This is a genomic window from Pseudomonas sp. Pseusp97, from assembly GCF_047304025.1.
Taxonomy (GTDB): Bacteria; Pseudomonadota; Gammaproteobacteria; order Pseudomonadales; family Pseudomonadaceae; genus Pseudomonas.
This window is the reverse complement of sequence record NZ_JBGLYK010000007.1, coordinates 40,985-56,220: the sequence shown is the minus strand read 5'-3', so window position 1 is coordinate 56,220 and position 15,236 is coordinate 40,985. Positions and strand designations below refer to the sequence as shown.

The 15,236-nt window shown below is 65.2% G+C and carries 14 protein-coding genes; 11 read left to right on the top strand and 3 right to left on the bottom strand.

Annotation, left to right across the window (positions count from 1 at the left end; all coding sequences use genetic code 11):
- The first annotated feature begins 84 nt into the window (after positions 1 to 84).
- The 7 genes from ACCC94_RS03010 to ACCC94_RS02980 all read left to right on the top strand — a co-directional run bounded on the left by ACCC94_RS03010 (position 85) and on the right by ACCC94_RS02980 (position 7,182).
- On the top strand, positions 85 to 1,104 hold the full coding sequence (locus ACCC94_RS03010; protein ID WP_413347970.1) for an iron ABC transporter substrate-binding protein: 1,020 nt from the start codon (positions 85 to 87) through the stop codon (positions 1,102 to 1,104).
- A gap of 69 nt (positions 1,105 to 1,173) precedes the next feature.
- Positions 1,174 to 2,712 (top strand): ABC transporter permease, encoded by a 1,539-nt coding sequence (locus tag ACCC94_RS03005; RefSeq protein ID WP_413347983.1) that lies wholly within the window; start codon positions 1,174 to 1,176, stop codon positions 2,710 to 2,712.
- Entirely contained in the window at positions 2,709 to 3,794 is a 1,086-nt protein-coding gene (locus ACCC94_RS03000; RefSeq protein ID WP_413347969.1) for an ABC transporter ATP-binding protein, read from the top strand. The genes ACCC94_RS03005 and ACCC94_RS03000 overlap by 4 nt, the downstream gene beginning before the upstream one ends.
- 59 nt (positions 3,795 to 3,853) lie before the next feature.
- The gene (locus tag ACCC94_RS02995) at positions 3,854 to 4,621 is read left to right on the top strand and encodes a hypothetical protein (RefSeq protein WP_413347968.1); all 768 of its coding nucleotides are present in this window, start codon (positions 3,854 to 3,856) and stop codon (positions 4,619 to 4,621) included.
- Positions 4,622 to 4,648: 27 nt separating this feature from the next.
- A complete protein-coding gene (locus tag ACCC94_RS02990) occupies positions 4,649 to 5,086 on the top strand; it encodes a hypothetical protein (protein WP_413347967.1) in 438 nt (145 codons plus the stop codon).
- Positions 5,087 to 5,188: 102 nt separating this feature from the next.
- Positions 5,189 to 5,854, top strand: coding sequence for a response regulator transcription factor (locus ACCC94_RS02985; protein ID WP_413347966.1), 666 nt, complete (start codon positions 5,189 to 5,191; stop codon positions 5,852 to 5,854).
- On the top strand, positions 5,830 to 7,182 hold the full coding sequence (locus ACCC94_RS02980; protein WP_413347965.1) for an ATP-binding protein: 1,353 nt from the start codon (positions 5,830 to 5,832) through the stop codon (positions 7,180 to 7,182). The genes ACCC94_RS02985 and ACCC94_RS02980 overlap by 25 nt, the downstream gene beginning before the upstream one ends.
- A 335-nt stretch (positions 7,183 to 7,517) precedes the next feature.
- Here ACCC94_RS02980 and dapA read toward each other — a convergent pair whose 3' ends face one another.
- Positions 7,518 to 8,384 carry a 4-hydroxy-tetrahydrodipicolinate synthase gene (gene dapA, locus ACCC94_RS02975; protein WP_413347964.1) on the bottom strand — a complete coding sequence of 289 codons (867 nt, stop codon included), beginning with the start codon at positions 8,382 to 8,384 and terminating at the stop codon, positions 7,518 to 7,520.
- Positions 8,385 to 8,709: 325 nt separating this feature from the next.
- Positions 8,710 to 9,663, bottom strand: a complete 954-nt coding sequence (gene epsC / locus ACCC94_RS02970; RefSeq protein WP_413347963.1) for a serine O-acetyltransferase EpsC — start codon at positions 9,661 to 9,663, stop codon at positions 8,710 to 8,712.
- A gap of 378 nt (positions 9,664 to 10,041) precedes the next feature.
- Between epsC and ssuD the strand changes: the two genes are divergently transcribed.
- From ssuD to ACCC94_RS02955, 3 genes are all read left to right on the top strand, one after another.
- Positions 10,042 to 11,184 (top strand): FMNH2-dependent alkanesulfonate monooxygenase, encoded by a 1,143-nt coding sequence (ssuD, locus tag ACCC94_RS02965; protein ID WP_413347962.1) that lies wholly within the window; start codon positions 10,042 to 10,044, stop codon positions 11,182 to 11,184.
- Between the two features lie 235 nt (positions 11,185 to 11,419).
- Positions 11,420 to 12,334 (top strand): hypothetical protein, encoded by a 915-nt coding sequence (locus ACCC94_RS02960; RefSeq protein WP_413347961.1) that lies wholly within the window; start codon positions 11,420 to 11,422, stop codon positions 12,332 to 12,334.
- 234 nt (positions 12,335 to 12,568) lie between these two features.
- Positions 12,569 to 13,672 (top strand): mechanosensitive ion channel family protein, encoded by a 1,104-nt coding sequence (locus ACCC94_RS02955; protein ID WP_413347960.1) that lies wholly within the window; start codon positions 12,569 to 12,571, stop codon positions 13,670 to 13,672.
- 9 nt (positions 13,673 to 13,681) lie between these two features.
- Here ACCC94_RS02955 and ACCC94_RS02950 read toward each other — a convergent pair whose 3' ends face one another.
- Complete coding sequence (locus ACCC94_RS02950) at positions 13,682 to 14,752, bottom strand: DUF748 domain-containing protein (RefSeq protein ID WP_413347959.1); 1,071 nt, start codon at positions 14,750 to 14,752, stop codon at positions 13,682 to 13,684.
- Between the two features lie 161 nt (positions 14,753 to 14,913).
- On the opposite strand from ACCC94_RS02950, the gene ACCC94_RS02945 reads away from it, so the two are divergent.
- A complete protein-coding gene (locus tag ACCC94_RS02945; protein WP_413347958.1) occupies positions 14,914 to 15,168 on the top strand; it encodes a hypothetical protein in 255 nt (84 codons plus the stop codon).
- Positions 15,169 to 15,236: the final 68 nt, after the last annotated feature.

Sequence of the window (15,236 nt, the reverse complement as noted above, 5' to 3'; positions counted from 1 at the left end):
AGCCGTCAGGCGAATATCGCCGCCACTCTGGAAAGGCGCAGCGGTCAGCCCGCCTTGTGGACTGCATTGATTGGAGCGCGTTTGATGAAATTGTGCGGAGCCTCGCTGGCCATCCTGGTCGCGATCGGAAGCGCTGCGTTGCTGGGCGCCGGATCAGCGCTGGCGGCCTCGGATGAAGACGGAATCGTGGTCTACGACGCCCAGCACGAGTCGCTGACCAAGGCCTGGAGCGAAGGTTTCACCCGCGATACCGGGATCAAGGTCACCCTGCGCAAGGGCGACGATATCGAACTGGGCAACCAGATCGTGCAGGAAGGAAAGGCTTCTCCGGCCGATGTCTTCCTGACCGAGAATTCCCCCGCGATGATGCTCGTCGATCACGCCGGACTTTTCGCGCCCGTCGACCCGGCCACCATCGCCCAGGTCGCCGCGCCGTTCAGAACAGCCCAGGGCCACTGGGTTGGCATCGCCGCCCGTTCCACCGTCTTCGTCTACAACAAGGACCGGGTGAAAGAGTCCGAGCTGCCCAAGTCGCTGCTGGAGCTGGCCGAGCCGCAATGGATCGGGCGCTGGTCCGCATCGCCTGCTGGAGCTGATTTCCAGGCTATCGTCGGGGCTCTGCTGGAACTCAAGGGCGAAGCCGTGACCCTCGACTGGCTCGAGGCGCTGAAGGCCGGCGCGCGGAACTACCGGGGCAACAACGCCGTGCTCAAGGCTGTGAACGCCGGGCAGATCGACTCCGGCGTGATCTACCACTATTACTACTTCGGCGACCAGGCCCGAACAGGCGAGAACAGCGGCAACACCGCCCTGCACTATTTCCGGCACCAGGACCCTGGCGCTTTCATCAGTCTCTCCGGCGGCGGCGTGCTGGCTTCGAGCAAGCACCAGAAGCAGGCCCAGGCATTCCTGCAATGGATTACCGGCCCCAAGGGCCAGGCCATCCTGCGTGACGGCAACTCCTTCGAGTACGCGGTTGGCGACGGTGCACCGTCGAACCCGAAGCTGGTCCCGCTGGAGCAGCTGGATGCGCCGGTCATCGATGCTTCCCGGCTGGATAGCCAGAAGGTCGTGGACCTGATGATCCAGGCGGGCCTGCTCTAAGTGACGGCACAACAGTTCGGGCCGGATACGCGCCTGCGCGACACCAGGAGCAAGCCGCAACTATCAACGCTGCGCCGCTGGCGAAACGGTTCAGGGCAACTCTGGGTGCTGGGGGTTGCGCTGCTGATATCGGCATTCGCCCTGCTCCCCCTGGTCTTCGTGGCCACTGCCGGCGTCCAGGCAGGTATTCCGTTGATCTCCAAGCTGGTGTTCCGCCCGCGGGTCGCGGAGTTGCTGTACAACACGCTGCTGCTCGTCATGCTGACCGTTCCGCTTTGCGTGTTTCACGGCATCGCGATGGCCTGGCTGACCGAGCGCACCAATCTTCCGGGAAGACGCCTGCTGTCGCTGCTGGTCGTGGCTCCGCTGGCCATCCCGGCGTTCGTCCACAGCTACGCGTGGATCAGCCTTGCGCCTTCGATCCACGGGCTGTTCCCGGCGGTACTGGTCTCGGTGATCGCCTATTCGCCCTTCATCTACCTGCCAGCCGCCGCCGCGCTACGGCGGCTGGACCCAGTCCTGGAAGATGTCGCCGAGTCGCTGGGCGAGCGGCCGTTCAAGGTGTTCCTGCGCGTCGTGCTGCCACAACTGCGCGTAGCGATCTGGGGCGGTTCGCTGCTGGTCGGTCTGCACCTGCTGGCGGAATACGGGCTGTTCGCGCTGATTCGCTTCGATACCTTCACGACAGCGATTTTCGATCAGTTCCAGTCCTCCTTCAGCGGGCCGGCAGCGAACATGCTGGCCGGCGTACTCGCCCTGGGTTGCCTGATGATGCTCAGCCTGGAGTCAGCCACGAGGGGCTCCGCGCGTTATGCACGCATTGGTGCCGGTAGCCCGCGTTCGCCCCGGCAGTACCGGCTGGGCTGGAAATCTTCGATGTTCGTGCTGATTTTCTGCGTGGCTTTCACCGCAGCCTCGCTGGGCGTCCCGCTGATCACCCTGGGCAAGTGGCTCAAGGCTGGCGGCGTCGCGGTCTGGAGCTCGCCGGAGCTGCTGAACTGCCTGGGCCAGACTCTGCTGCTGGGCGCGGCGGGAGCGCTGCTGACCACTGTTGCCGCCGTTCCGATTGCCTGGATTTCCGTTCGCGCGCCGAGCCGCTTCCAGCGCCTGCTCGAAGGCAGCAACTACGTGGCCAGCGCGCTGCCGGGCATCGTGATCGCCCTGGCCCTGGTCAGCGTCACGATCCGCTTCGCCCAGCCGTTGTACCAGACCGTCTTCACCGTGCTGCTGGCCTACGTGCTGATGTTCCTGCCACGCGCACTGGTCAGCCTGCGCGCCGGGCTGGCCCAGGCGCCAGTCGAACTGGAGAACATCGCCCGCAGCCTGGGTCGCACGCCGATGCAGGCGTTGTGGGGCGTCACCGTCCGTTTTGCCGCGCCGGGAGCCGCCGCCGGCGTGGCCCTGGTATTCCTGGCCATCGTCAACGAGCTCACCGCGACGCTGCTCCTGTCGCCCAGCGGCACTTCGACGCTGGCCACGGCCTTCTGGTCCAAAACCAGCGAGATCGACTACGCCGCGGCGGCGCCCTACGCCCTGCTGATGATTCTGCTGTCCCTCCCCCTGACCGGGATTCTCTATCACCAATCCAAGCGAGTAGCAGGTCGATGAGCACGCTCGAACTGAAGTCCGTCTCCCGGTTCTTTGGCGCCTATGCCGCGATCGAGAACTTCAACCTGTCCGTGCCAAGCGGCGGCCGGGCGGCGATTGTCGGCCCCTCGGGCTCAGGCAAGACCACCCTCCTCCGGCTGATTGCCGGCTTCGAGGTACCCGACCTGGGGACGATTACGCTCGATGGGGTGACGCTCGCCGGCGACAGTACCTTTGTCCCGGCGCACCGTCGGGGCATCGGCTACGTTCCGCAGGACGGCGCGCTGTTTCCCCACCTGACGGTGGCCGAGAACATCGGCTTCGGGCTGCCCAAGGGAATGGAGAATCGCGACCGGCGCATCCAGGAACTGCTGGAAATGGTCTCGCTCAACGCATCCATGGCCACCCGCTGGCCCCACGAGCTGTCCGGCGGCCAGCAGCAGCGTGTGGCGCTGGCCAGGGCGCTGGCGCAGAGTCCGAAACTGATGCTGCTCGACGAGCCGTTCTCTGCCCTGGACAGCGGCCTGCGCGTTTCCATGCGCAAGGCGGTCTCGAAGGTCCTGAGCGATGCCGGCGTCACGGCCATCCTGGTGACCCACGACCAGGAGGAAGCGTTGTCGTTCGGCGATCAGCTCGCGGTCATTCGCCAGGGGCGCCTGGTGCAGTCGGGTGCGCCAAAGGACCTCTATCTGCGCCCCGTCGACGAGGAGACCGCCGCGTTCCTGGGAGACGCCCTGGTATTTCGCGCCCACCTCAGCAACGGCTGGGCTCGCTGCGCGCTGGGCAATCTGATCGCCAGCAATGCTGCATGCAACGGCCACGCGCAGATACTGCTGCGTCCCGAGCAGCTTCACCTGAGCCGCAGCACTGAGTTCCCCACCAGTCCGGACGGCTGTCATGGCGTGGTGGTGGGCAGTGACTTCGGTGGCGACAAGTGCACCGTGATGGTCCGTCTCGAAGCGCCCCTGTCCGAAGATGGGCTGACTATCCCGGTCCGGGTGCCGGCCATGGACTGCCCCGAGCCGGGAACGCGCGTCCGCATCCTCGTCAGCGGCGCCGCTCACTCCTTCACGACGGACCGGCGCCCCCTCAGTCTCAGCTAAGTTTCGCCCCGTAGGCTCTCCTTCACGCCACCCACATGCTGCGAAGGAGACGCCTCGCCATGAATCCCGGTACGAAAATCCATTGGCTGAACAAGGTCCCGGAGGTCACGCTGGCCTTCTGGGTCATCAAGATCATGTCCACCACCGTGGGCGAGACCTTCGCCGACTTTCTCGCCGTGGATGCCGGCCTTGGCCTGGGCATCACCACGGCAGCCATGGCTGGCCTGCTGGCCATCGCCCTGGCCCTGCAGTTGCGCACCCGCGCCTACACGCCGTGGATCTACTGGCTGACAGTGGTCGTGGTGAGCATCCTCGGCACCCAACTGACCGACATCCTCACCGACGTGCTGGACGTCAGCCTGTACCTCAGCACTGCCGTGTTCTCCGGTCTGCTGGCGGTCAACTTCGGTGTCTGGTACGCCGTCGAGCGCAACCTGTCGATCCAGGAGATCGTCACCCCGCGACGCGAGCTGTTCTACTGGACGACCGTGCTTTGCACCTTCGCCCTGGGCACCGCGGCGGGTGATCTGGCGACCGAAGCGCTGAGCATGGGCTTCACCGTTGGCGTCGGCCTGTTCGGCGTCCTGCTCGCAGGCACTTTCCTGGCCTGGAAGCTCGGCGCGAAAGCCGTGCCGAGCTTCTGGATCGCCTACATCCTGACCCGCCCCTTCGGCGCCTCGCTGGGTGACCTGCTCACCCAGGCCAAGACCTATGGCGGCCTGGGCATGGGCGCCACCTGGACCAGCGCGATCTTCCTCTGCGTGATCCTGATCCTGGTGACGGTCGCCCAGCTCGGCGTCAACAACAGTCAACGCATCCCCCAGTAACGCCTGCTCATTTCCAAGGAATCCCTCATGACCTACTTCAAGAAAATCGTCTGCAAGGTCGCGCTCGCCTCCGCGATCGCCCTCCTCGGCCTGGCAGCTGGTTGCTCAAAGCAAGACGAGCCCAAGGCCGGCTCCAGCCAACAGGCCAGCGCAGGACCACGCGCGGCTACCCAGCTTGGCGACCTCTCGGAATTCCGCAGCATCGCTGTCGATGTCACCGCGCTGGTCGACAAAAACCAACTGGAACAAGGCAAAGCCCGGATCAAGGACCTTGAACTGGCCTGGGATAATGCCGAGGCAGGGATCAAGCCGCGCGCCGTCAGTGATTGGCATGTCCTCGACAAGGCCATCGACCGCGCGCTGGATGCCCTGCGCGACAGCAATCCGCAGCAGACGGCCTGCAAGGCAGCCATGGACGAGCTGATGAAGACTTTCGACCTCCTGCAGGGGCAGCGCCAATCCTGATGCCCGGCAGGGCCATTCAGGGCTATCGTCTGAAGACATTTCCTTGCCCGGCAGCCCGAGGGGCTGCCGGGCAACACGCATTCAGGAGCCAGAGGCTGGAGCATGCGAATACTGCTGGTCGAGGATGACCCCATGATCGGCGAGGCCGTCGAAGCTGCCCTCAAGGATGCCGGTTACGCCGTCGACTGGGTCAACAACGGCCTTACCGCATTATCGGCCATGAGCAGCCAGGTATATGACCAGGTGCTGCTCGACCTCGGCCTGCCCGGCCGCGACGGGTTGAGCGTGCTCGAGAGCATCCGCTCGCGGGACAATCCCGTCCCGCTGCTCATCATCACAGCGCGGGACAGCCTCGAAGACCGCCTGAGAGGACTGGACGGCGGCGCCGACGACTATCTGCTCAAACCCTTCGAGATGGCGGAGTTGCTCGCGCGCATGCGCGCGGTCATGCGCCGCAAGGGCGGAGCGGCATCGCCCATTCTCAGCAACGGTGCGGTATCGCTGGACCCGGTGGCAAAGCTGGCGAGCAGCGCGCAGGCCCGCGACGTGCAACTGTCCAATCGCGAGTTCAGCCTGCTGCAGGCCTTGCTGATCCGGCCCGGCGCCATTCTTTCGCGCAGCGAGCTGGAAGACCGCATCTACGGCTGGGGCCATGAGGTCGAGAGCAACGCCATCGAATTCCTGATCCACTCGCTGCGCAAGAAGCTCGGGGCCCAGGTCATCCGGAACGTAAGGGGAATGGGATGGATGGTTTCCAAAGGCGACTGAGGGATTCCGTGCAGTTCCGCCTGTCCCTGGCGCTCTCGGTGACCATCCTGATCGTCGCCCTGGTGGCGAGTGTCTTCGCCTTCCTGGCGGGTTACCAGGAAGCGCTGGAGATGCAGGACAACACGCTGAAGCAGGTTGCCACGCTGGTTGAGCGCCAGCAGATGCGGCCGCACTACCCTGCCAGTGCGCCAGCCATTGCCGGCGACAACGAGGAAACGCGGGTGATCGTGCAGTACCTGGCCGACAGCGCCCTCGCCCGCAAAACCGATGACAACAGCCTGCCACTGCCACTTCCCGGCAATCTGCAGGATGGCTTCTCGACCGTCAGCGTCGGTGGCGAGGAATTCCGTGTGCTGGTCAGGGCCACCGCGCAGGGACAGCGCATCGCCATCGCCCAGGAGACGGAGAGTCGCGACCGCGAAGCCCGTGAAAGCGCGCGCAGAGGCGTGATTCCCTTCGTGATCCTGATTCCTGTCCTGCTGCTGGTCGTGGCGGACCTGATCCGCAAGCTGTTCCGCCCCATTGCGACCCTGTCGGCCGAGATCGATCGCCGCGACGAGCAGGACATGGCCCCTATCGACGTGCGCGACCTGCCCACGGAAGTCCGGTCCTTTGCGCTCGCCATCAACCGCCTGCTCGGGCGCGTCGGCAAGTCCATGGAGGCCCAGCGCCGGTTCGTCGCCGACGCGGCCCACGAACTGCGCTCGCCGCTGACCGCGCTGTCGCTGCAGGCCGAACGCCTGTCAGCCGCTGAAATGTCCGAGCCCGCCCGCGAGCGCCTGGCCAGGCTGAGGCAAGGCATCGAGCGCGGGCGCAATCTCATCGACCAGCTTCTGGCACTGGCCAGCGCGCAGTCATCGGGGGCCATGGCTCAGTCGCGGGTTTCCGTGCACAAGGTCTATCGCCAGGTGCTCGAGGAGCTCCTGCCGGTCGCCGAGAAGAAGCAGCTCGACCTCGGTGTGGAGGGCGATGACTGCGAGATGGTGACGAACGAGCTGGACCTGCAGACCCTGGTCAAGAACCTGGTCGACAATGCCCTGCGCTACACACCCGTCGGCGGGAGGGTCGACCTTCGCGTGCAGCACCAGGAAGGAATGGTCGTCCTGCAGATCAGCGACACCGGCCCGGGCATTCCCAGGACCGAGCGCGAACGGGTCTTCGATGCTTTCTACCGGGTGCCGGGAAGCGACGAAATCGGCTCCGGGCTGGGCCTGTCCATCGTCAAGGCGATTGCCAGCCGGGCCGGCGCGGGCATAGAACTGGATTACACGGACAGCGCGTCGCGAACCGGGTTGTGCGTCACTCTGCGATTCCCTGCGGCGACCTGATCCGCCCTGCCGCCGTGTCGTCCGCGCATCGGCGGCCTGCCCTCAGCCTCACGCTCCCATCCGTGTGCCGCACCGGCACAGCTGTCGTGCGGTCCCGCTCGCGGGTGTTCGGGAGCAGTCGCAAACCATACGAAGTGCCCGTGGCGCGGGCGTTTCTGGCTTATTTCAGCGCGAAGACATGAGATCAATAGTAACGCGTTACCAATTCTTAGGGATGCTTTTGGTAACGCGTTACCAGGAGTTTTGCGCCGATTCCTGCGCAGAAGTTCGTGTAGGAAACCCGCTCCGGATATCTTGCTCAGAGCGCAATTTCCTTGGCCGAAATCCCGTAGCGCCTAGCCGGCCAGATCCGCCAGGACGCTCTTCAGTCGCTCCAGAGTTGCCGGTGTGCAGGCCTGCATGGGTTCGCGGAGTTCGTTGCCAATCAGACCCTGTACGGCAAGCGCTCCCTTCACCGCAGCCGGGTTGGGTTCGGCGAAGGCGGCCTGTATCCACGGCAACAGGCGGTGGAAAGTCCGCCGGGCGGAGATCACGTCACCCTCCTCCATCTGCCGGTACAGCTGCACATACAGATCGGCGCGCACATGGGCCGAAGCGGAGATCGCGCCAGCGCCTCCCAGGCAGAGATTGGTGAAAATCTGCAGGTCTTCCCCGGTCAGCACCTGCACTTGGCCATCGGCAATCAGCGCCAGGGTGGTTTCCACGTCGCCTGCGCAATCCTTGATGGCTACGATGTTGGGATGGCGCACGATGCGGCGCAGCGTTTCACGCTCGATGCGCACGCCGGTGCGGTAGGGAATGTCGTAGAGCACCACGGGAACGCGGGCGGCGTCGGCGACGCTATGGAAGAAGGCTTCCAGCCCGGCCTGGGACGGGCGGATGTAATAAGGCGCCGGCACCAGCACGCCCGCCACCGGACGACGCTGGATATCCTCCAGGCAGGCCAGCAGCTCCCGCTGGTTGTTGCCGGCCAGGCCCATGATCACCTGTTGCGCTGGCACCCATTGCAGCACCGCATCGAGCACTTCGAGCTGCTCTTCATGGTTCAGCGCGGCGGCCTCGCCGGTGGTGCCGCAGACCACGAAGCCGCTTACGCCCTCTTCCAGAAGCTTGGCTACCAGGCCCTGCAGCGCCGCGTAATCGACCGCGCCATCACGAAAGGGAGTGACCAGCGCCACCCAGATCCCACGAAAATCCGACATGCAAAAACTCCTGTTGGCTGACCGTCGGGTCGCCGTCAGGGAGGGATGCGGGAATCAAGCGGGGGAGGTTCGACCTTGCGCCATGTGTCCTGTCAGCCCATCTGACGGGACAGCGCCCCGGTCAAATGAGCGACTGTTTCTTCGATTTCTTGGCAACGACAACGCACGCGCAGGCCCGGGCAAGGAGGCCCGAAGCGGAGAGCGAGTGGTTGAGGTCGAGGAACATGAAAGTGCCGTTGCGCGAAATGTCTGACGGATACTGCTGAAGGAGCGAGGGAGCTGTCAACTCCCCCGCTTCGCCCTGCGTGTCCGCAGACGGTCCCGCTCAGTCCTTTTCGCAGCGGCTCTCGTCGTGCTGCAGGCTGGCCTGGCTGACCTGACTGCCCGGCGGCACGCTACGGGTCAGCCAGACGTTGCCGCCGATGGTCGAGCCCTTGCCGATGGTCACGCGGCCGAGAATGGTCGCTCCGGCATAGATCACCACCTCGTCCTCGACGATCGGGTGGCGCGGTTCGCCCTTGTGCAACTGGCCAGTCTCGTCCGAGGTGAAGCGCTTGGCACCCAGGGTCACGGCCTGGTAGATGCGCACCTGCTTGCCGATGATCGCGGTTTCGCCGATGACCACGCCGGTGCCATGGTCGATGAAGAAGCTGCTGCCGATCTGCGCGCCGGGGTGGATGTCGATGCCGGTGGCCGAATGCGCCAGCTCCGAGATCATCCGCGCCAGCAGTGGCAGGCCGGCGTTGTACAGGTGGTGTGCCAGGCGATGGTGGATGATCGCGACCACGCCCGGATAGCACAGCAGGACCTCGTCGACACTGCGCGCCGCCGGGTCGCCCTGGTAGGCAGCGAGCACGTCGGCATCGAGCAGCTTGCGCATTTGCGGCAGCGCCCGGGCGAAATCGCGTACCAGCACCACGGCGTGCTCGTCGATCCGGCTGTCCACCGCGTCGCCACGCTGCCGGGCGCTGTAGCGCAGTTCCAGGCGAGCCTGGACCAGCAGCGCGTTCAGTGCCGCATCCAGGGTGTGGCCGACGAAGAAGTCCTCACTCTCCTCACGCAGGTCATTCGGACCCAGGCGCATGGGGAACAGCGCGCTCGCCAGGCGTTCCACCACTTCCTCGATGGACTGGCGCGAGGGCAGTTCCCGCCCGCCCTGTTCCGGGTGGCGGCCGGTGCGAGCGCGCCATTCGCTGCGTGCGCCGCGCAGGTCCTCGACGATCTGCGCCAGTTGCCAGTTCACCGGGCCGTTTTCGTTCAGTCGCTTGGCGTCGTTCATCGCTTGCTGTGTTCCTTGGTAGGCAGGGGCTTTCAATCACGTCGGACTATCCTGATCGGTCCAGCTTCGTAGGACAAATCGCCGGAAGGCATAACCTAATGCCTTTTTGGCAGGACAGCTGTTTCTGCATCAACAGTGATTCAACAGCAGTGTTGTTGGAGAAACAGCGCGTTGAACTCGGGAACCCCTTCATTCCTGGTCGGACCGCTCTGGCACAGGGCTTGCTCCAACGCAGAACCCGACCTGCAGCCGTTCTCTTCCTTCCGCCTGAACCGAGCGCACGAACCGTGCCGGCTGCCGGCCTATTCCAACGAAGATCTGCCACGCGTGCACCGACGGGGCACCGCCCCACTTCGACGATGGCAACGAGGACACCCCATGAGTCTGGATATTTTCTGGTTCCTGCCGACTTCCGGCGACACCCGCTACCTGGGTCATTCCAGTAGCGGCCGGCCGGCAACCAACGAGTACATGCGGCAGATCGCCGTGGCCGCCGACCAGCTCGGCTATGACGGCCTGCTGATCCCCACCGGCAGCAGTTGTCTGGATCCCTGTGTGACCGCCGCCAGCCTGGTGCCGGTCACCCAGCGCATCAAGCTGCTGGTGGCGTTGCGCACCTCGCTGGGCAATCCCACCGCTTCGGCGCGCCAGGCGGCTACGCTGGACCAGGCCAGTGGCGGGAGGTTGCTGCTCAATGTCGTGCCCGGTGGCGACAGCACCGAACTGGAGGCTGACGGGGTTTTCCTCAGCCATGACGAACGCTACGCCGCTTCGGACGAATTCCTCACCATCTGGCGCCGCTTGCTGTCAGGCGAAACCGTGGACTACGAAGGCCGGCACCTGAAGGTCAACGGCGCGCAGAACTTCTTCCCGCCCGTACAGAAGCCCCATCCGCCGCTTTACTTCGGCGGTTCCTCGCCGGCCGCCCACGAGCTGGCCGCCAAGCATGTGGACGCCTACCTGACCTGGGGCGAGCCGCCGGCCGCAGTGGCCGAGAAGATCGCCGACGTGCGTGAACGCGCCGCACGCCAGGGCCGCACCGTACGCTTCGGCGTGCGCCTGCACGTGATCGTCCGCGAGACCAACGAGAAAGCTTGGGCCGCCGCCGACGAGCTGATCAGCCACCTGGACGACGCCACCATCGCCGCGGCGCAAACCAACTACGCGAAGATGGATTCGGTCGGCCAGCAGCGCATGGCGGCCTTGCACGGCGGTGACCGCAACAAGCTGGAGGTGGCGCCGAATCTCTGGGCCGGCGTCGGCCTGGTGCGCGGCGGCGCCGGCACCGCACTGGTGGGCGATGCGCAAACCGTTGCCGAGCGCCTGCTGGAATACGCTGCGCTGGGCGTCGACAGCTTCGTGCTGTCGGGCTATCCGCATCTGGAAGAAGCCTATCGCTTCGCCGAGCTGGTCTTCCCGCTGTTGCCCGGCAAGGGCCGGGTGACGGTAGACGGCGTGCTCACCGGCGGTGCTTTCGACGTCCGTGCCGGCCGCGACCACGCCAAGGGCGCCGCTGCCTGACCTGCCAGCCTCGCCCTGCTCGTCCTCTCCGCTGTCCTGAGCGGAGCGACGGCAGGGCGCCATCCACCGGAAAAAATCGTGCATCCTGCGCTTCGCTGGACGGCTGTTCATGCATCCTGCATGGCCGATTCGCTTGTCTTTAATGCAAGTTGTTGAAAATAAAAGAGTAAATATTTTGTAATGCCTGGCACGTCAGGTGCAAAAACAGCCTCGGACCCATCCGAGGAGCAACACCATGATTTCCAGCACTGATGCTACTGCCTCCGCCCTCGCCTCCGCGCACGACCGATCCGGCGTGTCCTGGGCGGCGATCCTCGCCGGCGCTGCCGCCGCTGCGGCGCTATCGCTCATCCTCATCGTTCTGGGATTCGGCCTGGGCTTTTCCGCCGTATCGCCCTGGCCGGGGGATGGTGGCACCTTCAAGCAGATGAGCATTTCAACCTTCATCTGGTTGGCGATCACGCAGATCCTGGCCTCGGGCCTGGGCGGCTATCTCGCCGGGCGTCTGCGGGTGAAATGGGCCAGCCTGCACGGCGACGAAGTCTACTTCCGCGATACCGCCCATGGCTTCCTCGCCTGGGCCATCGCCACGCTGGTCACCGCCACCCTGGTCATCGGCTCGGTCAGCAGCCTGGTGGGGGGCGGCTTGCAGGCCGGCGCCACGGTGGCTGCGGGCGCAGCGGCCAGCGCCACCAGCAGCGCCTCTTCGAACAATGACAACGACTCCGCGTACTTCATCGACACGCTGTTCCGCGACGATCGCCCGGTGTCCGTCAGCGACGACGCGGCCCATGCGGTGGCCTCGCGCATCTTCCTGCGCGGCCTGGGTGAAGGCCAGCTCAACGCGCAGGACCGCACCTACCTGGCACGGGTGATCGCCCAGCGCACCGGGATCAGCCAGGCCGAAGCCGAACAGCGCATCGATGCAGTGTTCGCCCAGGCCCAGCAGGCCAAGCAGCAGGCGCTGCAGGCCGCCGACACGGCGCGCAAGGTGGCCGCGGGCTCGGCGCTGTGGATGTTCGCCGCGCTGCTGTGCGGCGCGTTCTTCGCCAGCTTCATGGCCATCCACGGCGGCCGCCGTCGCGATGCAGACCTGCTGCTGAGCCACACCACCGCTGGCGTTCACGCCACCAGCCATTCCATCCGCTGACAGGAGATACACCATGCGCTCGATCCTCCTTTACTTCCTCGGCGTGCCGATCCCGATCATCATCCTGATCGCGCTGTTCTGGCACTGATCGCGCCATCCGCTGGAGGGCGGCACCCCGCCCTCCTCAGCTCCCTCCTGCTATGACCCCGCCTGCGCCGCTCGCACAGCGCAACTGAACTTCCTCCCGCCCTTCTCCCCAAAACCTATTCCTGTCACCGTCGATGAGGATGACCCATGGAGTCGCTCAATTCCTGGCTGGATCTGCCCCAGCTGGGCCAACTGGCGCTGGTTGTGCTGGCCGCTGTCGCTGGATTCGTCATCCTGCGCTTTCTGATCGGTTCGGCGCGCAAGCGCCTGGAGGGCCGCACCAGCCATTGGGCGCGCTACGCGTCGGCGATCACCGCGCGAACCAGCAACGTGCTGATCTTCGTCTTCGCCCTGATGCTCGCGCTGAAACTGACCGACCTGCCGGACAACTGGAGTGCAGCGCTGTCCCACGCCTGGTTCGTGGTGCTCGCGCTGCAGGTGGCCTGGTGGCTGGACGCCTGTGTGCGGCTGTGGACGCGCGACCTGTCCCTGGTGCGGTTCGGCGGCATGCACAACCCGGTGATGGCGTCGATCATCTCGGTGGTCGTGCTGGTGGTGGTCTGGGCGGTGATGCTGCTGTCGATCCTCGCCAACCTGGGCGTGGACATCACCGCGCTGATCGCCAGCCTCGGCGTCGGCGGCATCGCCGTGGCGCTGGCCGTGCAGACCATCCTCAGCGACATCTTCGCCTCGCTGTCGATCGGCTTCGACAAGCCTTTCGAGATCGGCGATTTCGTGGTGTTCGGCGATGTCGCCGGGACCATCGAGCACATCGGCCTGAAAACCACCCGTATCCGCAGCCTGAGCGGCGAGCAGATCGTCTGTTCCAACGCCGAACTGCTCAAGCAGACGTTGCACAACTACAAGCGCATGAACACCCGGCGCATCGTCTTCCAGTTCGGCATCAGCTACCGCACTTCGGCCGAGAAGGCCAAGGCAGTGGCCGACCTGGTGAAGCAGATCGTCGACGATATCGACGAAGCCAGGTTCGACCGCGCCCACTTCCTGGCCTTCGACGAAAGCCGCCTGCTCTACGAGGTCGTCTACATCATGCAAACCGCCGACTTCAATCGCTACATGGACGTGCAGCAGCGGATCAACCTGCAGCTGCTGGCGGGAATGAAGGAGCTGGGCGTCGACTTCGCTTTCCCGGTGCGCGAACTGCTCAACCGGGAAGCGCTGCCGCAAACGCGGCACGCTGAACCCTACTCCCTGGCGCAGCGTGGCGCGCAGGGCTCTGCCAGCCATTGAGCGAGCGCATCAGTCCTCTGGCGCCGACCGCTCGTAGCGGGCGTTGAATGCCTGGATGAAGGCGTTGCGCAGAATGCCAAGGAAGGCCTCGAAGGCGCTGATATCCTGGCGGTGAACGTTGCCGCTCAGCTCGACGCGGGTGGCGAACTGGTCCCTGCGCTGGTTCTTGAGCACGGTCTCGCTGCCGCCTACCAGCGCCTCCCAGATCGAACGGAACAGGCTCTTGTCCTTCTCTTCCACGTCCTGCTGCCAGTTGAATACGTCGACATCGTGCAGCAGCGGCTTGATGTAGCCGCTCAGCCGGCCCTTGTCCGCGCGGGCCTCGATCACCACGGTGCCGTTGCCGCGGTTGAAGTCGAACTTGCCGTAGGCCGAGGCGAAGTCATTGACCCGTCGTAGCTCCACGTCCCTGGCGCGCAGGCGCAGCTCGAAATCCTCGAACCTGGTGAAGGGGTCGAAGGAGGCTTCCACTTCCAGCGGCGCCTGGTCGAAGAGTTTCGCCCGGCCCTCGAAGCGGGCCACCCGATCGCCCTTCTCGTCCGCCACGTTGGTGAGGTTATAGAGGCTGGCGTTCACCGCGCTGGCAGTCAGATGCACCGGCGGCCTGGACTGGTAGTTGTGGAAGCGGATGCGCCCGTCGACGATACGCAGTTCGTCCAGGGTGATCGGCAGCAGCTTCTCCAGCTGCTCCCGCCAGTCGGTGCCGGCGCCGCTCTGGGATTCCTGGCGGCCGCCGCCGTCGACGAAATTCAGCTCCGGCCGGAGGAACAGCACCCGCGCGACGACCCCATGTTCGTACCACAGTGCATGCCAGCTCACGGAAAGGTCGATCACCGGCGCATCCAGCAGCGGCACCGGGACCTTGCCGTTGATCTTGACGATCTTCAGGCCATTGATCCGGTACGCCCCGCGCCAGAGCGCCAGGTCCACGTCGGTGATCTGGCCGTGGTAGTCGCCCATGCGATCCAGCTTGCCGTTGAGGTAGTCACGGATCACGTAGGGCAATGCGAGATGCGCCACCAGCAGCACCAGCGCAATCGCCACGAGAGTCGCCATGGGCACGCTGTAGCGTCTTTTCATCCTCGCCTCCGCAGTGTTCTCTGGCAGTGGACTGACGCAATCGGGCGCGAGTTCAGGCGTTCTATGAGCTCCTGCGACGCCATGCGGCAGCGCAAATGATATTCAAACGCCATTATTCTGTGTTCTAGTCGCTTTTTCCCCGGCAAAGGGAGGCAGGCGCCGTGGTTCCGCTCTTCAGCAAAGGCAATTACGAGGTGTTCAGCCCCGGCGGGGTCGGCAGGCGCATCGGCGTGCTGCGCAATGGCCGCGTCGAACTGCAGAGCAGCCCGGACCACTTCCGCGTCTACGCCAACCATCTGTTCATCGAGCTGAACGGCCAGGACCTGGGCGAATGCATCGGCGAGATCGACGCCCAGGGCAGCGCCCGATGGCTGGATGGCCGCGCGCTTTTTCGCCTGGTGCCGAGCTCGCCCTGACATCGCTGCTGCCCGCCGAAAGCAGCGAAACCCCTGTGTTTCGCCGTAGATAGCCTCCGGTTCGCCGC

Coding starts and splice junctions, on each gene's coding strand:
- ACCC94_RS03010 (WP_413347970.1), top strand. CDS start 85: ATGAAATTGTGCGGAGCCTCGCTGGCCATCCTGGTCGCGATCGGAAGC.
- ACCC94_RS03000 (WP_413347969.1), top strand. CDS start 2,709: ATGAGCACGCTCGAACTGAAGTCCGTCTCCCGGTTCTTTGGCGCCTAT.
- ACCC94_RS02995 (WP_413347968.1), top strand. CDS start 3,854: ATGAATCCCGGTACGAAAATCCATTGGCTGAACAAGGTCCCGGAGGTC.
- ACCC94_RS02990 (WP_413347967.1), top strand. CDS start 4,649: ATGACCTACTTCAAGAAAATCGTCTGCAAGGTCGCGCTCGCCTCCGCG.
- ACCC94_RS02985 (WP_413347966.1), top strand. CDS start 5,189: ATGCGAATACTGCTGGTCGAGGATGACCCCATGATCGGCGAGGCCGTC.
- ACCC94_RS02980 (WP_413347965.1), top strand. CDS start 5,830: ATGGATGGTTTCCAAAGGCGACTGAGGGATTCCGTGCAGTTCCGCCTG.
- dapA (WP_413347964.1), bottom strand. CDS start 8,384: ATGTCGGATTTTCGTGGGATCTGGGTGGCGCTGGTCACTCCCTTTCGT.
- epsC (WP_413347963.1), bottom strand. CDS start 9,663: ATGAACGACGCCAAGCGACTGAACGAAAACGGCCCGGTGAACTGGCAA.
- ssuD (WP_413347962.1), top strand. CDS start 10,042: ATGAGTCTGGATATTTTCTGGTTCCTGCCGACTTCCGGCGACACCCGC.
- ACCC94_RS02960 (WP_413347961.1), top strand. CDS start 11,420: ATGATTTCCAGCACTGATGCTACTGCCTCCGCCCTCGCCTCCGCGCAC.
- ACCC94_RS02955 (WP_413347960.1), top strand. CDS start 12,569: ATGGAGTCGCTCAATTCCTGGCTGGATCTGCCCCAGCTGGGCCAACTG.
- ACCC94_RS02950 (WP_413347959.1), bottom strand. CDS start 14,752: ATGAAAAGACGCTACAGCGTGCCCATGGCGACTCTCGTGGCGATTGCG.